Genomic DNA, 19,193 nt, shown 5'->3' on the forward strand with positions numbered 1-19,193 from the left:
ACGCCACAGCTGCGACGCAATTTCTATGCTGGGGGAAATGACATGGCGGGATTGTTGCGCCGCGCGGCCGTTGTAGCTGCGCCGGCCGGACTTATGTCGATCGTTGCCGCGCCGGCGCAGGCCGCGGGTTCCGAGATCAACACCGCCGACACCGCCTGGATGATCGTCGCCACCGCGCTGGTGCTGATGATGACGATCCCCGGCCTCGCGCTGTTCTATTCCGGCATGGTGCGCAAGAAGAACGTGCTCGCCACCATGGCGCAGAGCCTTGCCGCCGTGACGATGATCTCGATTCTCTGGGTCGCGTTCGGCTATTCGCTCTGCTTTGTCGGCGACGGCCCCTGGATCGGCACGCTCGACCGCTGGTTCCTGGCGGGCATGACGCTCGACAGCGTCAACCCGGCCGCGAAGACCATCCCGGAATCGCTGTTCATGCTGTACCAGATGACGTTTGCGATCATCACGGTGGCGCTGGTCGCGGGCTCGGTCGCCGACCGCATGCGGTTCTCCGCTTATCTGCTGTTCTCGGTCGCCTGGTTCATCTTCGTCTACATTCCGCTGGCGCATTGGGTGTGGGGCGGCGGCTTCCTCGCCAGCATGGGCGTACTGGATTTCGCCGGCGGCCTCGTGGTGCATCTGTCGGCCGGCACCGCCGGCCCTCGTCGCCGCCAAGGTGATGGGGCGCCGCCACGGCTACGGCACCGAAAATCTCTCGCCGTTCGATCTGTCGCTCGCCGTGATGGGCACTGGCCTGTTGTGGGTCGGCTGGTTCGGCTTCAACGGCGGTTCGGCCGGCGCGGCCAATTCGCGCGCGGTGCTGGCGATCATCGCGACCCATCTGGCGGCCTGCTCCGGCGCGCTGACCTGGGGCGCAATCGAATGGTCAACGCGGCGCAAGCCTTCCGTGCTCGGCATGATCTCCGGCGCGGTCGCTGGCCTCGGCACCATCACGCCGGCTTCGGGCTTCGTCGCGCCGTGGCATGGCATCGTCATCGGCATCATCGCCGGGGCGGTTTGCTACTGGGCCTGCACCTGGCTGAAGCACCGCTTCGACTATGACGATTCGCTCGACGTGTTCGGCGTCCACGGCATCGGCGGTCTGACCGGCACCCTGCTCGCCGGGGTGTTCGCAACCAGCGCCATCGGCGGCACCGCCGGCCTGCTCGAAGGTCATCCGCGGCAGCTTCTGATCCAGCTTTATGGGGTCGCCGTCACCTTCGTTTGGGCGGCAGGCGTGAGCTTCATCCTGCTCAAGCTGGTCGGCCTGTTCGTGCCCTTGCGCGTATCCCGTGAGCACGAGCTCGAGGGACTGGATATTTCGCAGCACGGTGAGGCCCTGCAGTAAGCTGCGGGCGAGCGGTTCGAGGAATCGAGCAGCCTAAGGTCGCCCAGGGCTTGCGCAACACATAAGTGTATGCTTATGTGTTGCCATGATCGAAGCCGACATCTTCAAGGCGCTGGCCGACCCGACGCGTCGAAGGGTCTTTGAGAAGCTCGCTGGCGGAAGCCTGAATGCGAGCGCTTTGCGCGACGGATTGGAGATCAGCCAACCGGCGATGTCGCAGCACCTCGCGGTGCTGCGTGCGGCAGGTCTGGTGCGTGAACAGCGGCAGGGCCGCTTTGTGAACTACGAAGTCGACCCGGACGGAATCGTCGCCATCGGGGCATGGCTTGCGCGCTACCGGGCCTACTGGCCGAAGCGCATGGAAGCACTCGCCGATCTCCTCAAGGACATGGATCAATAAGGACCTGGATTAATAAGGACCTGGACCGATGAGCGACGCCGCGAAGCCTGATCGTCCCGACGAAGCCCTGGTGCTTGAATATGATTTCGATGCGCCGCCGGCAAAGGTCTGGCGCGCCGTGACCATTCCGGCCTTGCGCGAGCGCTGGTCGCCGGATTGCGACCTTGCGGGCGCCGAGCCGGAATCAACGATCGCAGGCGAAGAGGTGCGCTACCGGCTTCGCGATTCAGAGCCGCCGTTTCGCGAGAGCCACGTCATCTTCCGGATCGAGCCGAACGAGGACGGCGGCACCCGCTTCCGCATCATCCAGCAAGCCTGCGACGACCTCGCGAAACTGCCGCAGCCGGCCAACACCAATTGCCGCCTGATGATGGCGGCCTGACAGCAAAAGACTTCATCACCTGCAGACATGGAGGTCGCCAATGCGCGACATGCTTCAGCTCGTCCCTATGGTTGTCGAACAATCTGCCCGCGGCGAGCGATCCTTCGACATCTATTCGCGGCTCCTGCGCGAGCGCATCATCTTCCTCAACGGCGAGGTCAATGATGCGATGTCCGGACTGGTCTGCGCGCAATTGTTGTTCCTGGAGGCGGAGAATCCGAACAGGCCGATCAATCTCTACATCAATTCCTATGGCGGCGTAGTCACCAGTGGACTGGCGATGTACGACACCATGCAGTTCATCAAGGCGCCGGTTCATACGCTGTGCATGGGCACCGCGCGCTCGATGGGCTCGTTCCTGCTGATGGCCGGCGAGCGAGGTCACCGCGCCGCGCTGCCCAATGCGAGCCTTCACGTGCATCAGCCGCTCGGCGGCTTCCAGGGCCAAGCGTCCGACATCCTGATCCATGCCAACGAAATGCAGGAGACCAAGCGGCGCATCACCCGGCTCTACGCGCAGCATTGCGGGCGCACTGAGGCGGAGGTGGAACGAACCTTGGACCGCGACCACTTCATGACTGCACAGCAAGGGGTCGAATGGGGATTGATCGACCGGGTCTTTGCGGAACGCGACGCTACCTGACGGTCCGACGGCGGCTTCGGCCGGATACCGTCCGGCGAGCTTTGTTCTGCCCGAGCGGCTCGGCCGGTTGCGCGCATCCCGTGGGCACGAGCTCGGGGGGTTCGGTATTTCGCCGCACGGCGAAGCACTTCAGTAAGCTTTGCCCATAATTAGATACCTTCCAGCTGCCCGACACGTGAGCAACATTGTGTCGGCAGCCTGTCGTGCCCTCATTTTGAGCAGTCGTGACCAGCTTTTGAGCGCGACGTAATAGCGCACTGCACCGCGATACCCGCGAAACGCGAAAACCCCCGCTTTCATAATCCGTTAGGCAACACGCCCGTTCTGGCACGGCATTTGATTCTAGGGGGCGTGGCTGTGCCCGCGTAGTGAAACTTCTCCCTCGTGGCGAACCAGTCGAGAAACGCCCGGCCACGTCCGGACCGGGCCCAAGCGGGGATAGGACCCATGAAAATTGTTATGGCGATTATTAAGCCATTCAAGCTGGAAGAAGTCCGTGACGCCCTGACCGCCATCGGCGTTCACGGTCTCACGGTGACGGAAGTCAAGGGGTATGGCCGCCAGAAGGGCCATACGGAAATCTATCGCGGCGCTGAATATGCCGTGAGCTTCCTGCCCAAGATCAAGATCGAGGTCGCTGTCGCCTCCGACCAGGTCGACAAGACCATCGACGCCATCACGTCCGCCGCGAAAACCGGACAGATCGGCGACGGCAAGATCTTCGTCATCAACCTCGACCATGCGGTTCGTATCCGCACCGGCGAGGCCGATGCCGCGGCCCTTTGATTTCGCGCTCAACCTTATCCAATCAGGAGTAAATAATATGACGTTCAAGCGTCCCTATGGCGCGGGATTGGCGGCTCTCGCAGTCGGCCTGTTCGCTGCGACCGCAGCCTATGCCGAGCCAACGGTCAATAAGGGAGACAACGCCTGGATGCTGACATCGACAGTCCTCGTGCTGTTGATGACGATCCCGGGTCTTGCGCTGTTCTACGGCGGTCTCGTCCGTTCCAAGAACATGCTCTCGGTCTTGATGCAGGTCTTCTACACCGTCTGCGTCGTCACCGTGATCTGGGCCGTGTACGGCTACAGCCTCGCCTTCACCGGCGGTTCCGACTTCATCGGCGGCTTCTCCAAGGCCTTCATGATGGGCGTCACCACCGACTCGAAGGCCGCGACCTTCTCGGTCGACGCCAACATCTCGGAGCTCATCTATATGTGCTTCCAGATGACCTTCGCGGCGATCACGCCGGCCCTCATCGTCGGCGCCTTCGCCGAGCGCATGAAGTTCTCGGCGATCGCTCTCTTCATCCCGCTCTGGGTCACGCTGATCTACTTCCCGATCGCGCACATGGTCTGGTACTGGCCCGGCCCGGACGCGATCCAGGACGCTGCCAAGGCTCTGGCTGCGGCGACTGATGCGGCGGCGAAGACCGCGGCGCAGGCCAAGCTCGACGAGATCAACGCCGACGCCGGCTGGATCTTCAAGAAGGGCGCGATCGACTTCGCGGGCGGCACCGTGGTGCACATCAACGCCGGCATCGCAGGTCTCGTCGGCGCTCTCCTGATCGGCAAGCGCACCGGCTACGGCAAGGAGCTGATGGCTCCGCACTCGCTGACCATGTCGATGATCGGCGCCTCGCTGCTCTGGGTCGGCTGGTTCGGCTTCAACGCCGGCTCCAACCTCGAAGCCAACGGCGGCGCTGCCCTCGCCATGACCAACTCCTTCGTCGCCACCGCAGCCGCCGCGCTGTCGTGGATGTTCGCGGAGTGGATCGTGAAGGGTCACCCGTCGGTGCTCGGCGTCATCTCCGGCGCTGTCGCGGGTCTCGTGGCCGTCACGCCCGCCGCCGGCTTCTCCGGCGTCATGGGTGCGATCGTCCTCGGTCTCGTGGTCGGCGTGGTCTGCCTGTTCTTCTGCACCGTCGTGAAGAACGCGATCGGCTACGACGACTCCCTCGACGTGTTCGGCGTGCACTGCATCGGCGGCATCGTCGGTGCTCTCGGTACCGGCATCCTGGTGAACCCCGCCCTCGGCGGCGCCGGCATCATCGACTACACCGCGATCCCGCCGAAGGTTGCCGATTACGACTTCGCGGCGCAGATGGTGTCCCAGTTCTGGGGCGTCTGCACCACGCTGGTGTGGTCGGGCATCGGTTCGGCGATCCTCTACAAGGTCGTCGATGTGATCGTTGGCCTCCGCGCCAATGTCGAGAGCGAGCGTGAAGGCCTCGACATCACCGAGCACACCGAGCGCGCCTACAACATGTAACGTCTCCTCCCGGGCACGGTCTCCTCGGAGACCGCGTCCACAACTACGGTTTGGGCACATACCCGGCAATGCCCCGACCGTTGAGGGGCTCCAGCGCAAGCTGGAGCCCCTTTCTTTTTGCGCCGCGCGGCAAAGAAGCAAAGAAAAGGATTGCCATTCCAGATTGCCGGCGCAGAAATATCGACCACAACGAACAACAAACCGGGAGGTCGTCATGCGTTTGGAAGGCGGATGCTATTGCGGCGAAGTGCGCTACGTGGCCGAGGGCGACCCGATGATGCAGGCGCAGTGTCATTGCCGCGAGTGCCAGTACATCTCGGGCGGCGCGCCCAACACCTTCATCGCGATGCCGGTGGCCGGCTTCAGCTACATCATCGGGCAGCCCAAGCAGTTCACCCGCAAGGACCTCGAGCGCGCCGTGACGCGCGAGTTCTGCCCCGAATGCGGCACCCATCTGGTAACCAAGGTTCCGGGCCTCCCCGCAGCGATCCTGAAGGTCGGCACGCTGGACGAGCCCGAGCAGTTCCATCCGCAGATGGCGATCTACACCTGCGACAAGCAGGAATTCCACGCCATCCCCGCCGGCATGACGACGTTCGAGAAGCTGCCGGGGCACTAGTCCACGATGACGGCGCGCGCCCTCCCCCGCATGCGGGGGAGGGCGAGGGCAGGGGAGAGGGTGTCTCAACATCGGGACAGTCCCTCTGCGGAGAGAACCCTCATCCGCGCCTTCGGCGCGACCTCTCCCGCAAGCGGGAGAGGTGGAGGAACCAGCCGGCCCTGTAGCCCACCCATCCCGTTGTTGTCCGGCCTCAATATTCCCGCTCTGGACGGGGGCGGCGGCCGATGGTTAATCGCGTCTTAACCTCGCCCTATCTATGGTGAACTGAACCGCTTCCCGCCGGCGCCTTGGTGCGACCGGCTGTTCCAAGAGTGCTGGCGTCCAGAATGGCTATGACCGCTTCATCCCGTGCGCCGCAGGCCAGCGGAAGCTCCGATTCCGAACGCTCGCCCTTCGTCCGGCTGAACGAGCTGCTGGCCCCCCATCAGCCGGGTAAGCCCTTGATTACGCTTGCGGTCGGCGAGCCTCAGCATCCCGTGCCCGATTTCGTCGGCCCGGTCCTGGCCAAGCACACCGCCGATTTCGGCCGTTACCCGATGAACCAGGGCACCGAGCCGTTCCGGAAAGCCGCGAGCGCCTGGTTGTCGTCGCGCTTCAAGCTGCCGCGGCCGCTCGACCCCGCGAGCGAGCTTCTCGTCCTCAATGGCAGCCGCGAGGGGCTGTTCCTCGCCGCGATCACGGCCGCACGCTATGTCAGCCCGCGCCCCGGCAAGCCCGCCATCCTGATGCCGAACCCGTTCTATCCGGTCTATGGCGCCGGCGCCCGCGCAGCGGCTTGCGAGCCGGTCTATCTGCCGACCACCGTCGAGAACGGCTTCCTGCCCGATCTCGACGCCATCGACGAGGCGACGCTGGCGCGCACGGTGGCGTTCTATCTGGCCTCGCCCGCCAATCCTCAGGGCTCGGTCGCCAAGCCCGACTATTTCGAGCGGTTAAAGCAACTCGCCGACCGCTACGGCTTCGTAATCCTCAGCGACGAGTGCTATTCGGAGATCTACACCCGCGAGGCCCCGGGCAGCGCGCTCGAATGTGCCGGCCCCGACTTCACCCGCGTGGTTGCGTTCCAGTCGCTGTCGAAGCGCTCCAATTTGCCGGGCCTGCGCGTCGGGTTCGCCGCCGGCGACAAGAAGTTCATCGGCATGTTCCTCGAGCTGCGCAACATCGCAGCGCCCCAGGTGCCCGTGCCGCTCCAGCATGTCGCCACCGTCGCCTATGGCGACGAAGCGCATGTCGAGGAGAACCGCAGGCTCTACCGGATCAAGTTCGACCTCGCCGACCAGATCATCGGCAATCGCTACGGCTATCGCCGGCCCGACGGCGGCTTCTGCGTCTGGCTCAACACGTCCGAGCTCGGCGACGACGTGTCGATCACGCTCAGGCTCTTCAAGGAAGCCGGCGTGCGCGTGGTGCCCGGCAGCTATCTGGCGCGGCTCCAGCCCGACGGCTTCAATCCCGGCGCAGGCTACATTCGCCTCGCGCTGGTGCAGGATGGCGAGACCACGGCACAGGCGCTGCACCGCCTGGTCGAGACTCTGGGTTAGGCGGGGCCCGTGAGCATGTCGGCAATCGAACGTGTCATTCCACTGGTCGGCCATCTGCCGCCGTCGATCCGCGAGGGGCTGGCGCGGCGTATGCGCGAGCTCGCCGGCCTCGGCCTGATCGCGCTGTCGGGGCTCGCCTCGGCCGCGCTCATGACCTGGTCGGTGCAGGATGCAAGCCTCAGCCACGCGACCTCGCGGCCGATCCGCAACATCCTCGGCTATGCCGGCGCGATCGGCGCCGACCTTGCGATGCAGATCCTCGGGCTCGGCGCGATCATGCTGGTCCTGACGGTCGCGGTCTGGGGCTGGCGCATGATGACCCATCGCCCGTTCGACCGCGAGGCGCTGCGGCTCGGCTCCTGGATTCTCTGCACCGTGATCGCTGCGGGCTTTGTCAGCTGCTGGCCGCACGGCGGCGCATGGCCGCTGCCGACCGGACTCGGCGGCGTGGTCGGCGATGCCCTGGTGCGCGCGCCCGCGGTGATTTTCGGGCCGCCGGGCATGATCTATCGCACCGTGCTCGGCGTGATCCTGTTCGCGGCGATGGCCGCGACCTTCCTGATCGCCTGCGGTCTTGGCGCGCGCGAGCATGACGACGAGCTCGCCGAGATCGAGGATGACGACAAGCCGCTCGATGAAGACGAGGAGAGCGATCGCGGCTCGGTGTCGCTGGGCTGGCTGTTCCATGCGCTGATGAGCACCAAGGCGCGCCTGATCTGGCTGTGTGGTGCCGCTTACCGCTCGCTGGTCTCGAGCGGACCGAAGACCAGGGCCGTTGGGTTCAGCCGCCAGGAGCCGAATCTCGGCGGCGGCCGCGCCGCGCCGCCGATCTCGCCGCGGTCCGAAGACGAGGACTACGAGGAGGAGCACGAGGAAGAGGAAGACGAGGAGGAAGAGGAGGAGCCTGCCGCGCGCGCACCGCGCAAGAAGGCTGCGCCGAAGGCCGCGGCGAAAAAATCCTCCGACAAGTTCGAGCTTCCGTCCGTGTCCGTGCTGGCCGCGCCCAAGGCCGGCGATCGCCAGCCGCTCAGCAAGGCCGAGCTGGAAGCCAATTCGCGCGCGCTCGAAGGCGTGCTGCAGGACTTCGGCGTGCGCGGCGAGATCGTGAAGGCCAATCCGGGTCCCGTCGTCACGCTGTACGAGCTGGAGCCGGCGCCCGGCATCAAGTCGTCGCGCGTGATTGGCCTCGCCGACGACATCGCCCGCTCGATGAGCGCGCTGTCGGCGCGCGTCGCCGTCGTGCCCGGCCGCAATGCCATCGGCATCGAATTGCCGAACGCCCATCGCGAAAAGGTCTATCTGCGCGAGCTGCTGGTCGCCAAGGAGACCGTCGACACGGTCGCAAAGCTGCCGCTCTGCCTCGGCAAGACCATCGGCGGTGATCCCGTCATCATCGACCTCGCGCGCACGCCGCACATGCTGATCGCCGGCACCACCGGCTCGGGCAAGTCGGTCGCCATCAACACCATGATCCTCAGCCTGGTCTACCGGCTGCGTCCGGACCAGTGCCGGCTGATCATGGTCGATCCGAAGATGCTCGAACTCTCCGTCTATGACGGCATTCCCCATCTGCTCACGCCCGTCGTGACCGACCCGAAGAAGGCGGTGGTCGCGTTGAAATGGGCCGTGCGCGAGATGGAAGAGCGCTACAAGAACATGGCCAAGCTCGGTGTGCGCAACATCGACGGCTACAACACGCGTCTGCTCGAGTTGAAAGCCAAGGGCGAGGAGCCGACGCGCACGGTGCACACCGGCTTCGACAAGGAAACCGGCAAGGCGATCTACGAGGAAGAGAAGCTCTCGCTCGACCCGCTGCCCTACATCGTCATCATCGTCGACGAAATGGCCGACCTGATGATGGTCGCCGGCAAGGACATCGAAGGCGCGGTACAGCGTCTCGCGCAGATGGCGCGCGCCGCCGGCCTGCATGTGATCCTGGCGACACAGCGTCCGTCGGTGGACGTCATCACCGGCACCATCAAGGCGAACTTCCCGACCCGCATCGCCTTCCAGGTCACCTCCAAGATCGACAGCCGCACCATCCTCGGCGAGATGGGCGCCGAGCAGCTGCTCGGCCAGGGCGACATGCTCTACATGGCGGGCGGCGGCCGCATCAGCCGCGTGCACGGACCGTTTGCGTCGGACGACGAAGTCGAGAAGGTGGTGCGCCACCTCAAGACGCAGGGCCAGCCCGAATACCTCGAGGCCGTCACGGCCGAAGAGCCGACCGAGGACGAGGACGGCGGCGCCGTGTTCGACGCCAGCGGCATGGGCGCGGATGGCGGCGGCGATCTATTCCAGCAGGCCGTTGCCATCGTCAAACGCGACCGCAAGGCCTCGACCAGCTACATCCAGCGCCGCCTGCAAATCGGCTATAACCGCGCCGCATCGCTGATGGAGCGCATGGAACTGGAAGGCATTGTCGGTCCCGCCAACCACGCCGGCAAGCGCGAGATCCTGGTCGAGGAAGAAGACAGCCATATGTGAGGCGAGCCGCCTCAAAACAGGCTTTCACGCAAAATCGATATCTGCTTTTGCCCGAAATCACGCTAAAAGGCGCCTAGCCATACAGGACGACGCGTTGATCAGACATCCGGACATTCGATTCGCTGCCACCATCGCCGCGCGAAGCGCGCGCGTGGCCGGCGTGCTTCTCGTCACCGCCGCGATGGTGACCGCGGCGTCGTCCGCGCAGAACGTGCCGGTGCCGAAGCCCGCGCCGAAGGGCCGCGACAATGGTGCGGCCGCCGGCGGGCCTGCGGTCACCGGCGCGACCCAGACGCCGCCGAATCCGGTGATCCCGGATCCGCGCCGCAACGTGCCGAGCAGCATCTTCCAGACCTTCGACGCCAACCAGAAGGCGCAGGCGGCCAAGGTCAGCGCCTATCTGTCCTCGCTGTCGACGCTGGTCGGTAATTTCGTCCAGGTCGGCCCCGACGGCAGCAAGACGCAGGGCGATTTCTACATCCAGAAGCCGGGCAAGGTGCGCTTCGAATATGACGCGCCGAGCCCGATCGACATCGTCGCCGACGGATCGTCGCTGGTGGTGCGCGATCGCAAGCTCGCGACCCAGGACGTCTATCCGCTGTCGCAGACGCCGCTGCGCTTCCTGCTGTCCGATCGCATCGACCTGATGAAGGACACCAACGTCGTCAACGTCTCGGCCGACGACGTCTTCGTCAGCGTCACCATCGAGGAGAAGCAGGCGCTGGTCGGCACCAGCCGCCTCCTGCTGATGTTCGGCGCCAAGGACGGCCAGCTGAAGCAGTGGACCGTCACCGACCCGCAGGGCTACGACACCACGATCGCGGTCTACAATCTCGACGCAACCAAGAAGCTCGATCCCGGCATGTTCAAGATCGACTTCACCAATTACGGCCCATCGCCAGGATAGTTGCTGTATGGTGGGCAAAGGCGCACTTGCGCCGTGCCCACCACCTCTCCTCCTCGCGGCAGGAATGGTGGGCACGCTTCGCTTTGCCCACCATACGAGAGCTCGCTATGGACAAGCATTTTCCCCGCGCCAATCCATGCTAAGACGCATCCCTCATGCGTCTTTCCCTGACAACCTGGAACATCAATTCGGTGCGGCTGCGCATCGATCTGGTCGCGAAATTCCTCAAGAGTGCGCGGCCGGACGTGCTGTGCCTCCAGGAGACCAAGTGCATCGACGATGCCTTTCCGCTGAAGCGCTTCAAGCGGCTCGGCTATGAGCACGTCGCGCTGAACGGGCAGAAGGGCTATCACGGCGTCGCCATCGTCTCGAGGATCCCGTTCGAGTCCAAGGACATCCGCACCTTCTGCGACAAGGTGGATTCGCGCCACATTTCTGTATCTTTCGGGACGCAGGCCAACATCGCAAAGCCGCTGGTGCTGCATAATTTCTACGTGCCGGCCGGCGGCGACATTCCCGATCCGGCGCTGAACGAGAAGTTCGACCACAAGCTGCGCTTCCTCGACGAGATGACGGCGTGCGAGCCGCTGCATCCGCGCGGCGATGACCGCCACATCCTGGTCGGCGATCTCAATGTCGCCCCGCACGAGAACGACGTCTGGTCGCACAAGCAGCTTCTGAAAGTGGTCTCGCACACGCCTGTCGAAACCGAGAAGCTGAAGGCGGCACTCGCGGCCGGTGAGTGGGTCGACGTCGCGCGCGAGCGCATTCCGATGTCGGAGAAGGTCTACACGTGGTGGAGCTACCGTTCCGCCGACTGGACCGTCGGCGATCGCGGCCGCAGGCTCGACCACATCTGGGTCTCGCGCGCGCTGAAGGACGCGGTCCAGGATTTCAAGATTCTCCGCGACGCGCGGAGCTGGGAGCGTCCGTCGGACCACGTGCCGGTGACGGTGACGCTGGAGGTGTGACCTCCTGTCATTCCGGGGCGCGCGTAGCGCGAGCCCGGAATCCATCGGGCGGCAGAGTTGGTGGATGAATGGATTCCGGGCTCGCGACTTCGTCGCGCCCCGGAATGACAGGGGCCTCAGGTCGTCAGCTTCGCACCGGCCATCAGGATATCGCTCGCGATCTGGCTGGAGCGAACTGCGAATTCGTCGCGCAGGCGAACGGCGGCGGCGGGGTCGCTTTCGAGCACGCGCTGAAACAGGCTGCGCGCGACGCGGATGACGGAGGAATGCTCCAGCGCGATCGCGCTCGACGGCCGCTTCATCGGCACCACCAGCGCGAGCTCGCCGATCAGCGCGCCGGGACCCACGGTCATCTCGGCGCCGGCGCCGTCTTCGACCCGGAAGGCGCCGCGCTGGACCACGAAGCCGGCATCGGCGTCGTCGCCAAGATTGAACAGGATGTCGCCGCGGACGAAGTCACGCTGCTCGGAGCCGATCGCCAGCATGCGCAACGAGGCGTCTCCCAACAGGCGCAGTGTCGGGACCCGCTCGAGAAGCGCTACGTCGTCGTCAATTGACATTCAGATCCGAGGCTCAAGGGCACGCGATCTAAAACGATTCGCACGCCCCCAAAGCGTATCACGGCACCAGCTTGTAGCCACCGGCTTCCGTTACCAGGATCTCCGGGTTGGCGGCGTCCTTCTCGATCTTCTGGCGGAGGCGGTAGATGTGGGTTTCCAGCGTGTGGGTGGTGACGCCGGAATTGTAGCCCCAGACCTCCTGGAGCAGGGTCTCGCGCGACACCGGCATCTGGCCGGCGCGGTAGAGGAAGCGGAGGATGGCGGTTTCCTTCTCCGTCAGCCGGACCTTGCGCGCATTGGCGGCGGTCAGCATCTTCGAGCCGGGCCGGAAGCTGTAGGGGCCGACCGAGAACACCGCGTCCTCGCTGGCTTCGTGCTGGCGGAGCTGGGCGCGGATACGGGCCAACAGCACGGCGAAGCGGAAGGGTTTTGCGACGTAGTCGTTGGCGCCGGATTCCAGGCCCAAAATCGTGTCGGAATCGGTGTCATGCCCGGTCAGCATGATGATGGGGGCCTTGAAGCCGCCCTTGCGTAAGGAGCGGACCACCTCGCGGCCATCGGTGTCGGGCAGACCGACGTCCATCAGGACGAGATCGGGGGAATTGGCCTTCGCGGCGCTCGCGCCCTTGGCGCCGGTATCGACGGCGGAGGCTTCAAATTCTTCGTGCAGCGATAATTGCTCCACCAACGTATCGCGCAGATCGGTATCGTCATCCACGATCAGGATCTTGCGGGCATTGGCCATAGGGTATCATCCTTTTGGGGTCCGGCTCGGCGCGCATGCATGCCGCGCCCAGCCGCGAGGGGAAGTTTAGGGGTCGCCGTTATTATTGTTGTTCGTGTTGAAGTAGTGGGCTGTTACCGATTCACAAGCCAGAAGCACTCTAACCTAGAATAGCAGGGCGTTTTGATGAATGTCCTGTAATGAATGCGACATCGCACGGTCACATGAAAAACAACGCTGCTTCAGCTACTTACACCAAAAATCGAGGCGCCGGACCGCTGTCCGCGATCCGCGTTAAGCCTGCCGCCGGTAATCCGCGCCGCGGCTGGCTGACGGCCGGAGCGCTGACCATTCCGGTGGCGCTGGGGCGGGGCGGTATTCTCGCCAACAAGCGCGAGGGCGACGGCGGCACCCCGAGGGGCAGCTTCCGACCGCGGCGACTGTGGTGGCGGGGCGACCGGCACAGCCGGCCGCAAACCTTCCTGCCGGCGCGGATCATCACCGGCGAGGACGCCTGGTGCGAGGACCCCCACGACCGTCATTACAATCAGGGAATCCGACTCGGCGAGGGGCAGGGCGGTGACCGGCTCAAGCGGGCCGACCATCTCTATGACTTCATCATCGAAATCGACCACAACACGCGCCCGCGCATCGCCGGCCGCGGCAGCGCGGTGTTCCTGCATCTGGCGCGCGACAATTTCGGCCCGACCGCGGGCTGCGTTTCCATGACCAAATCCGCGATACTGCAATTGCTGCGGCGGCTGGGCCCACGAACGAGAATCATCATCGGGTGAGGGCACATGCTCGAGAAGGATCAGATCGCCGCCGCATCGCGGGTCCTCGTTCAACACTGGCGTGACGACACCAAGCTCGACGCGCTGGAGGGATATCTGCGGCCGCAGACCCGCGCCGAGGGCTACGCCATTCAGGCCGCGCTCGAAGCGCAATCGCCCGGAAAGCTGTTCGGCTGGAAGATCGCGGCAACGAGCTTGTCCGGACAGAAGCACATCAATGTCACGGGACCGCTCGCCGGGCGCATCATGAGCGACACCGTGATCGCCGATGGCGGCACCGCGTCGATGAAGGGCAACGCGATGCGCGTCGGCGAGCCGGAATTTTGCTTCCGCATGGGTCGCGATCTGGCGCCGCGCGCGGCGTCGTTCGCCGTCGACGAGGTGCTGGGCGCCGTGGACAGCTTCCATCCCGCGATCGAGATTCCGGATTCGCGCTTTGTCGATTTCGCCGGCGCCGGCGAGGCGCAGCTCATCGCCGACAATGCCTGCGCGCATCTGTTCGTGCTGGGCGCGGCGACGCCTGCGAACTGGCGCGGGATGGATCTCGTCGAAGAACGGCCGCAGATCACGCTGCGCGGCGAGCGCTACATCGGCCATGGCAAGAACGTGCTCGGCGATCCCCGTGTTGCACTCACCTGGCTCGCCAACGAGCTGCGCGGACTCGGCATCACCTTGCGGGCAGGGGAGGTGGTGACCACAGGCACCTGCCATCCGCCGCTGCCGATCCAGGCCGGCGATCACTTTGCGGTGGATTTTGGCGTGTTGGGAAAGGTGTCGGTGGGGTTCGAATAATCACTGCTGTCGTCCTGGCGAAGGCCAGGACCCATACCGCGTGATCTCTCGATTCCGCTCGGTTGCAATACCGACGGCCAATCTTCGCCAAACCACTCCCTGGGGTAATGGGTCCTGGCTTTCGCCAGGACGACCCAAGACAATTATCTATGCCCGAAGATCGCGCTTCCCACGCGCACATGCGTGGCGCCGAGCATGATGGCGGTGGCGAAATCCGCGCTCATGCCCATCGAGAGATTCGTCAATCCATTGCGCGCGGCGATCTTGGCGGTCAGCGCGAAATGCGCCGCCGGCGGCTCGTCAACCGGCGGGATGCACATCAGTCCGGAGATCGTCAGTCCATAGGTATCGCGGCAGCTTGCGAGGAAGGCATCGGCCTCGCCGGGCGCGACGCCGGCCTTCTGCGGCTCCTCGCCGGTGTTGATCTGGACGAAGAGCTGCGGGTGCTTTTTCTGAGATTCGATTTCCTTGGCTAACGCCTGGCAAATGCTCGGGCGGTCAACCGAATGGATGGCGTCGAACAGCGCGACCGCCTCTTTCGCCTTGTTGGATTGCAGCGGCCCGATCAGATGCAGCGCGATATCGGGGTAAACGGACGTTAACGCCGGCCACTTGCCTTTGGCCTCCTGCACCCGATTCTCGCCAAATACGCGCTGTCCGGCGGCGATGACCGGGGTAATTGCATCCGCGTCGAAGGTCTTCGACACCGCGATCAGCGTGACCGAGGCGCGATCGCGCCGCGCGTCCTTGCAGGCGCGGGCGATTTCGGCTTCGACCGCGGCGAGCGCGTTTGGTGAATGGCCGGTTACCGGCGCGGCGTTGGCTTCTGTCATGACGTCGATTGGCTGTGGTCGTAACCGAGGTAAGTCCAATTTTACCGAGTTCAAGAAAGAGTTTTTGAACCCTTCGCTTTACCTTGGCCCATGGGGTGGGCAGCGAAGATGGCAAACGTCAGTTTCAACCGTAAGCGAGCAAAACTCAAGCAGGTCCTTGGAATCCGGGCGCGGCTTGCGTTGCTCGCCGTGATTCTGGTGGCGCCCTTGATGCTCGAGCGCATCCGTTCGCTCGAGAACACGCGCACCAGCCAGATCGCGCAGGCCGCGGCCGAGTTCAACACCGTCGCAAGGCACAGCGCCGATGCGCAGCGCGAGGTGATCTCGTCGGTCGAGACCATCCTGAAATCGGAAGCCTTCATCCGCGCCTCCGCCGGCGGAATCAGCAAGAGCTGCGACGTGCTGCGCGCGAGCCTGCCGTCGAACCTTCCCTGGATCCGCACGCTTCTGATCGCCGGCCAGGACGGACGCATCCAGTGCGCCACCAACAACATGTATGTCGGCCTCGATCTCAGCGACCGGCCTTACTTCCAGCAGGCGCAGGAAACCGGCCGTTTCGTGCTGAGCGACTTCATCCTGTCGCGGCCGGTGCCGTCACCGACCGTCATGGCGGTCTATCCGGTGTCCGCCTTCAGCGGCGTCGCCGATGCCGTCGTGCTCGCCACCGTCAACCTCGACTGGATGTCGAAGGTCATGAGCAATCTCGGTGGTCGCGCCGGCATCACCGCCGTGCTGGTCGACAGCGCGGGCACCGTGCTGGCCGCACCCGCCGACCAGCACAGCGCGGTCGGCCGTCCCCTCGACAACATGCCGCTGATGTCCGCAATCGCCGACAAGGCGCTGCGGTCGGACCAGGACGAGGGCTCGCTGTCCTTCCTCGCCGCCGACGGCTCGCGCCGCGCCGTCAGCTACATCCGCATCGCCGGCACAAATGCCCGCCTGATCGCCAGCATCGACGAGGACAAGGTGTCTGCGGCCGTGAGCCGCGATATCCGCACCGCCTATCTCCAGCTCGCTTTCGTCGTCCTGTTCGTCCTGCTCGGCGCGCTGATCGCCGCCGAGAAGCTGGTGATCAAGCCGATCGAGATGCTTGCCGACATGGCCAAGCGCCTCGGCGAGGGCGATCTGTCGGCACGCGCGGCGCGCAATCGCCTGCCGGCCGAATTCGTGCCGCTGGCCCGCGCGTTCAACGCGATGGCCGCGCAATTGAGCCAGCGCGAGCGCGAGCTGATCGCGAGCAACGACCGGCTGACGGTAATGGCCTCGATCGACATGCTGTCGGGCCTAGCCAACCGCCGCGGCTTCCAGAGCCGGCTCGACTTCGAATGGATGCGCGCGCAGCAATATGGCAGCGACCTCGCGCTGCTGATGATCGACGTCGACCACTTCAAGCTCTTCAACGACACTTACGGCCATCTCGAAGGCGATTCCTGCCTGACCCGACTCGGCGAGTCGCTGTCCGGTATCGCCGCCGACACGATGGGCTTTGCGGCGCGCTATGGCGGCGAGGAATTCTGCCTGCTGCTGCCGAACACCGACGTGGACCGCGCCGTGGAGATCGGCGAACTGGTGCGTGCGGCCGTGCTGAGGCTCTGCCTGCCGCACATCACGTCCGCCCACATGATCGTCACCGTCTCGATCGGCGTTGCCGCAGCGAAGCCCAACGAGGCCTTCCGCCCCGGCGACCTGATCGAAGCCGCTGACGCCGCCCTCTACGCCGCAAAACACCGCGGCCGCAACAACGTCGTCGAGCACGGCGTGCAGGCGATCGAGACCGGCGCAGCGGACATGATGATGGCGGGCTGACGGCCGGCTGCAAGACTACCGGGAAGATATCGTTTCGAGACCGCGCTCCAGCTTTTGCGACAGGTCGGAGACCGACGGCGCATTTTGTCCCCACTTGACGGGTGGATGAATCTTCGTCGGAGGACCCTTTGTCAGACTAACACGTTTAAGGAAATTGTTCGTGTTGTCGCTGCTCATCATTTGCTTGAGAGGGATAAAGCCGATCCCCTCGGGAAAAATGAGCCTGATCGAATCAGTGTCGCTGTTGAGCTCGGCAAACCTCATCGTAATCAGATAGGTCTGATCGTCCGTTTGCTTGAAATCATATGCATAGGGCTGAATCCGTATCTGCTCCGCAGAGTTGGTGGTGTAAGGCCTGCTTACGCTGTCGTCCGATTCGACGAATTGAACCAAGGCTTCGACCGTCCAATAGGGACGCTGAAGACCTCGCACGTACTCAATCGTCGGCTCGAGAAACTTGAAGAAGCCGAGCGCCAGGATCGCGAAGTAGAAGCCGGCCGCTCCGCCCGCTTTCACTGCAACTCCCAGTATCTTCCATTGCGTATCAACCGGCGCGTTGGGAAACAGCCGGTAGATCATAACCGCAGGAACCAGGGGTACGACCGCCCAGAAGATGTAAGTGACGCACAATGCGAAGAGCAGGACGACATCCCGGCTGAGCAATTCGTTCATTTGCCGATCCTCCAATATATGGAGCGACTTGTTTCGTAATCTTACCGAATTCCTAGTTTCTTGAAATCGTCGGCGACGGTGCTGCTGATCGCCTTGGCCGCATTAATATCTTCTTCGCCGCCGGCACGATCGCCAAGCTTCAACTTGCTGATACCGCGGCCATAGAGGGAGTTCTCATCCTTCGGACTCATATTGAGCGCCCGATCATAGTCCTCGATGGCCTGGGCTAGATTTCCCGACTTGAGGTTGACAAGACCGCGGCTATTTGACGTGACGGCGCTGTTCGGCCGCAATGAAAGCGACCGGTCGCAGGCATAGAGTGCCGTTTTCAGCTGATCTATGATGCCAAGAGCCCAGCACAGATTATTCCATGTCTCGGGATCGTTCGGGTTCAATTGTGAGGCTTTGGTGTAGTCGTCCGCAGCTTGTTTATATTCCTCTCTTTGGTCGTGAACGTACGCGCGCCCAAAGAATGCGCTCGCGGATTTCGGGTCGAGCGCGATCGCCCGATCGTAGTCATTGAGCGCCAGGTCGGTTTGATTCTTCAAACGATGGGCCCGACCCCGTCCAATGTAGGGATTTACATAGGTTGGAACGAGCTCGATCGCGCGGTCGCAATCCTTCAAGGCATTGTCCGCGTCTTTCAAGCTGTTGTAGGCCGAACACCGATTATTCAGGGCATAGACGAACGTCGGATCGAGATCGATCGCCGCGCTGAAGTCCTTGATCGCACGATCCAGGTCATGCAGTCGCAGGTAGATCAAGCCCCGATTGTTAAGCGCCTGAATGCTCTTGCTGTCGAGTTTGAGGACCTGGCCATAGACTTCAATTGCGCGCCCGTAGTGTTCTATGGACGAATAAGAGAGAGCGGCACCGAAGAGCGCAGCCGTTGAATTCTTGTCGAGCGCGATGGCGCGCTCGTAGTCTATGATTGCCTGACTATGCAGATTCTTCAGGCGGTAGGCGTTGCCCCTGCTCACGTAAGCACTTGTGTAGTTTGCGTTCAGGTTGATGGCGTTGTCGCAATCTTCGATCGCGCGATTGAATTCGCGCTTTCTGACGTAGACGGCGCACCGATTGCTGAAAGCATTCGCATATTGCGGGTCAACCTTGATTGCCTCGCCGTAGTCCTGGATTGCTTTGTCGAAATCGTTTGCGCGACTGGCGAGAAAGCCACGGTTCAGATAGAGGACAGCCAGATCGTGGCCCTGAAGGCTCCCCGATTTGATTGCGGCAGTGCACGCATCTGGTGAGATGAGCGGGTCGATCTTTTTGCAGGTCTCGACGTCGTCTGCGGCAGCCGCGCACAGTCCGCTCGCTAGCAGAGCGGCCAGCCAAGCCCATGGCCTGAGATGTTTACGCAGCGCGCAAATGGGCACTTCCGGGCCCCCTTGTCGACGCCCGTACCACACGCATGCTCCGCCTAGACTGCAGCTAAGGAT

At 63.8% G+C, this 19,193-nt stretch carries 18 protein-coding genes and 1 pseudogene; 14 read left to right on the top strand and 5 right to left on the bottom strand.

Annotation, left to right across the window (positions count from 1 at the left end; genetic code table 11):
• Nucleotides 1–42 precede the first annotated feature (42 nt).
• From BJA_RS03075 to xth, 11 genes and pseudogenes are all read left to right on the top strand, one after another.
• Nucleotides 43–1,345 (top strand): annotated as a pseudogene (locus BJA_RS03075) (ammonium transporter).
• An 85-nt stretch (nucleotides 1,346–1,430) separates the two neighbouring features.
• Complete coding sequence (locus BJA_RS03080) at nucleotides 1,431–1,745, top strand: ArsR/SmtB family transcription factor (RefSeq protein ID WP_011083437.1); 315 nt, start codon at nucleotides 1,431–1,433, stop codon at nucleotides 1,743–1,745.
• A 28-nt stretch (nucleotides 1,746–1,773) separates the two neighbouring features.
• Nucleotides 1,774–2,127 (top strand): SRPBCC family protein, encoded by a 354-nt coding sequence (locus BJA_RS03085; RefSeq protein WP_011083438.1) that lies wholly within the window; start codon nucleotides 1,774–1,776, stop codon nucleotides 2,125–2,127.
• Between the two features lie 40 nt (nucleotides 2,128–2,167).
• Nucleotides 2,168–2,770: an ATP-dependent Clp protease proteolytic subunit gene (locus tag BJA_RS03090; RefSeq protein WP_011083439.1), complete on the top strand. Its 603-nt coding sequence runs from the start codon at nucleotides 2,168–2,170 to the stop codon at nucleotides 2,768–2,770.
• A gap of 447 nt (nucleotides 2,771–3,217) precedes the next feature.
• Nucleotides 3,218–3,556, top strand: coding sequence for a P-II family nitrogen regulator (locus BJA_RS03095; protein WP_008142813.1), 339 nt, complete (start codon nucleotides 3,218–3,220; stop codon nucleotides 3,554–3,556).
• A 37-nt stretch (nucleotides 3,557–3,593) separates the two neighbouring features.
• Nucleotides 3,594–5,042, top strand: coding sequence for an ammonium transporter (locus BJA_RS03100; protein ID WP_038965116.1), 1,449 nt, complete (start codon nucleotides 3,594–3,596; stop codon nucleotides 5,040–5,042).
• Nucleotides 5,043–5,256: 214 nt separating this feature from the next.
• Nucleotides 5,257–5,661, top strand: coding sequence for a GFA family protein (locus tag BJA_RS03105; RefSeq protein WP_011083442.1), 405 nt, complete (start codon nucleotides 5,257–5,259; stop codon nucleotides 5,659–5,661).
• 329 nt (nucleotides 5,662–5,990) lie between these two features.
• On the top strand, nucleotides 5,991–7,205 hold the full coding sequence (locus BJA_RS03110) for an aminotransferase class I/II-fold pyridoxal phosphate-dependent enzyme (protein WP_063921599.1): 1,215 nt from the start codon (nucleotides 5,991–5,993) through the stop codon (nucleotides 7,203–7,205).
• Nucleotides 7,206–7,214: 9 nt separating this feature from the next.
• Nucleotides 7,215–9,692, top strand: a complete 2,478-nt coding sequence (locus tag BJA_RS03115) for a DNA translocase FtsK (RefSeq protein WP_011083444.1) — start codon at nucleotides 7,215–7,217, stop codon at nucleotides 9,690–9,692.
• Between the two features lie 151 nt (nucleotides 9,693–9,843).
• Nucleotides 9,844–10,599 (top strand): outer membrane lipoprotein carrier protein LolA, encoded by a 756-nt coding sequence (locus tag BJA_RS03120; RefSeq protein ID WP_011083445.1) that lies wholly within the window; start codon nucleotides 9,844–9,846, stop codon nucleotides 10,597–10,599.
• 155 nt (nucleotides 10,600–10,754) lie between these two features.
• Nucleotides 10,755–11,570: an exodeoxyribonuclease III gene (xth, locus tag BJA_RS03125; protein WP_011083446.1), complete on the top strand. Its 816-nt coding sequence runs from the start codon at nucleotides 10,755–10,757 to the stop codon at nucleotides 11,568–11,570.
• Between the two features lie 116 nt (nucleotides 11,571–11,686).
• On the opposite strand, the gene BJA_RS03130 is transcribed toward xth, so the two are convergent.
• Together BJA_RS03130 and BJA_RS03135 are read right to left on the bottom strand one after the other, a co-directional pair.
• On the bottom strand, nucleotides 11,687–12,130 hold the full coding sequence (locus tag BJA_RS03130) for a cyclic nucleotide-binding domain-containing protein (protein ID WP_011083447.1): 444 nt from the start codon (nucleotides 12,128–12,130) through the stop codon (nucleotides 11,687–11,689).
• Nucleotides 12,131–12,188: 58 nt separating this feature from the next.
• Nucleotides 12,189–12,875: a response regulator transcription factor gene (locus BJA_RS03135; protein WP_008142830.1), complete on the bottom strand. Its 687-nt coding sequence runs from the start codon at nucleotides 12,873–12,875 to the stop codon at nucleotides 12,189–12,191.
• Nucleotides 12,876–13,078: 203 nt separating this feature from the next.
• On the opposite strand from BJA_RS03135, the gene BJA_RS03140 reads away from it, so the two are divergent.
• Nucleotides 13,079–13,648, top strand: a complete 570-nt coding sequence (locus BJA_RS03140) for a L,D-transpeptidase family protein (protein ID WP_038965122.1) — start codon at nucleotides 13,079–13,081, stop codon at nucleotides 13,646–13,648.
• Nucleotides 13,649–13,654: 6 nt separating this feature from the next.
• Complete coding sequence (locus BJA_RS03145) at nucleotides 13,655–14,440, top strand: 2-keto-4-pentenoate hydratase (protein WP_011083449.1); 786 nt, start codon at nucleotides 13,655–13,657, stop codon at nucleotides 14,438–14,440.
• Between the two features lie 143 nt (nucleotides 14,441–14,583).
• Here the strand turns inward: BJA_RS03145 and BJA_RS03150 are convergent, their stop codons facing one another.
• Nucleotides 14,584–15,273 carry a YggS family pyridoxal phosphate-dependent enzyme gene (locus BJA_RS03150; protein WP_011083450.1) on the bottom strand — a complete coding sequence of 230 codons (690 nt, stop codon included), beginning with the start codon at nucleotides 15,271–15,273 and terminating at the stop codon, nucleotides 14,584–14,586.
• A 108-nt stretch (nucleotides 15,274–15,381) separates the two neighbouring features.
• On the opposite strand from BJA_RS03150, the gene BJA_RS03155 reads away from it, so the two are divergent.
• On the top strand, nucleotides 15,382–17,079 hold the full coding sequence (locus tag BJA_RS03155; RefSeq protein WP_038965141.1) for a diguanylate cyclase domain-containing protein: 1,698 nt from the start codon (nucleotides 15,382–15,384) through the stop codon (nucleotides 17,077–17,079).
• 15 nt (nucleotides 17,080–17,094) lie between these two features.
• On the opposite strand, the gene BJA_RS03160 is transcribed toward BJA_RS03155, so the two are convergent.
• Nucleotides 17,095–17,751 carry a hypothetical protein gene (locus tag BJA_RS03160; protein WP_011083452.1) on the bottom strand — a complete coding sequence of 219 codons (657 nt, stop codon included), beginning with the start codon at nucleotides 17,749–17,751 and terminating at the stop codon, nucleotides 17,095–17,097.
• A gap of 41 nt (nucleotides 17,752–17,792) precedes the next feature.
• Nucleotides 17,793–19,163 (bottom strand): tetratricopeptide repeat protein, encoded by a 1,371-nt coding sequence (locus BJA_RS03165; RefSeq protein WP_011083453.1) that lies wholly within the window; start codon nucleotides 19,161–19,163, stop codon nucleotides 17,793–17,795.
• Nucleotides 19,164–19,193 lie beyond the last annotated feature (30 nt).

This window comes from Bradyrhizobium diazoefficiens USDA 110, assembly GCF_000011365.1.
Lineage (GTDB): Bacteria > Pseudomonadota > Alphaproteobacteria > Rhizobiales > Xanthobacteraceae > Bradyrhizobium > Bradyrhizobium diazoefficiens.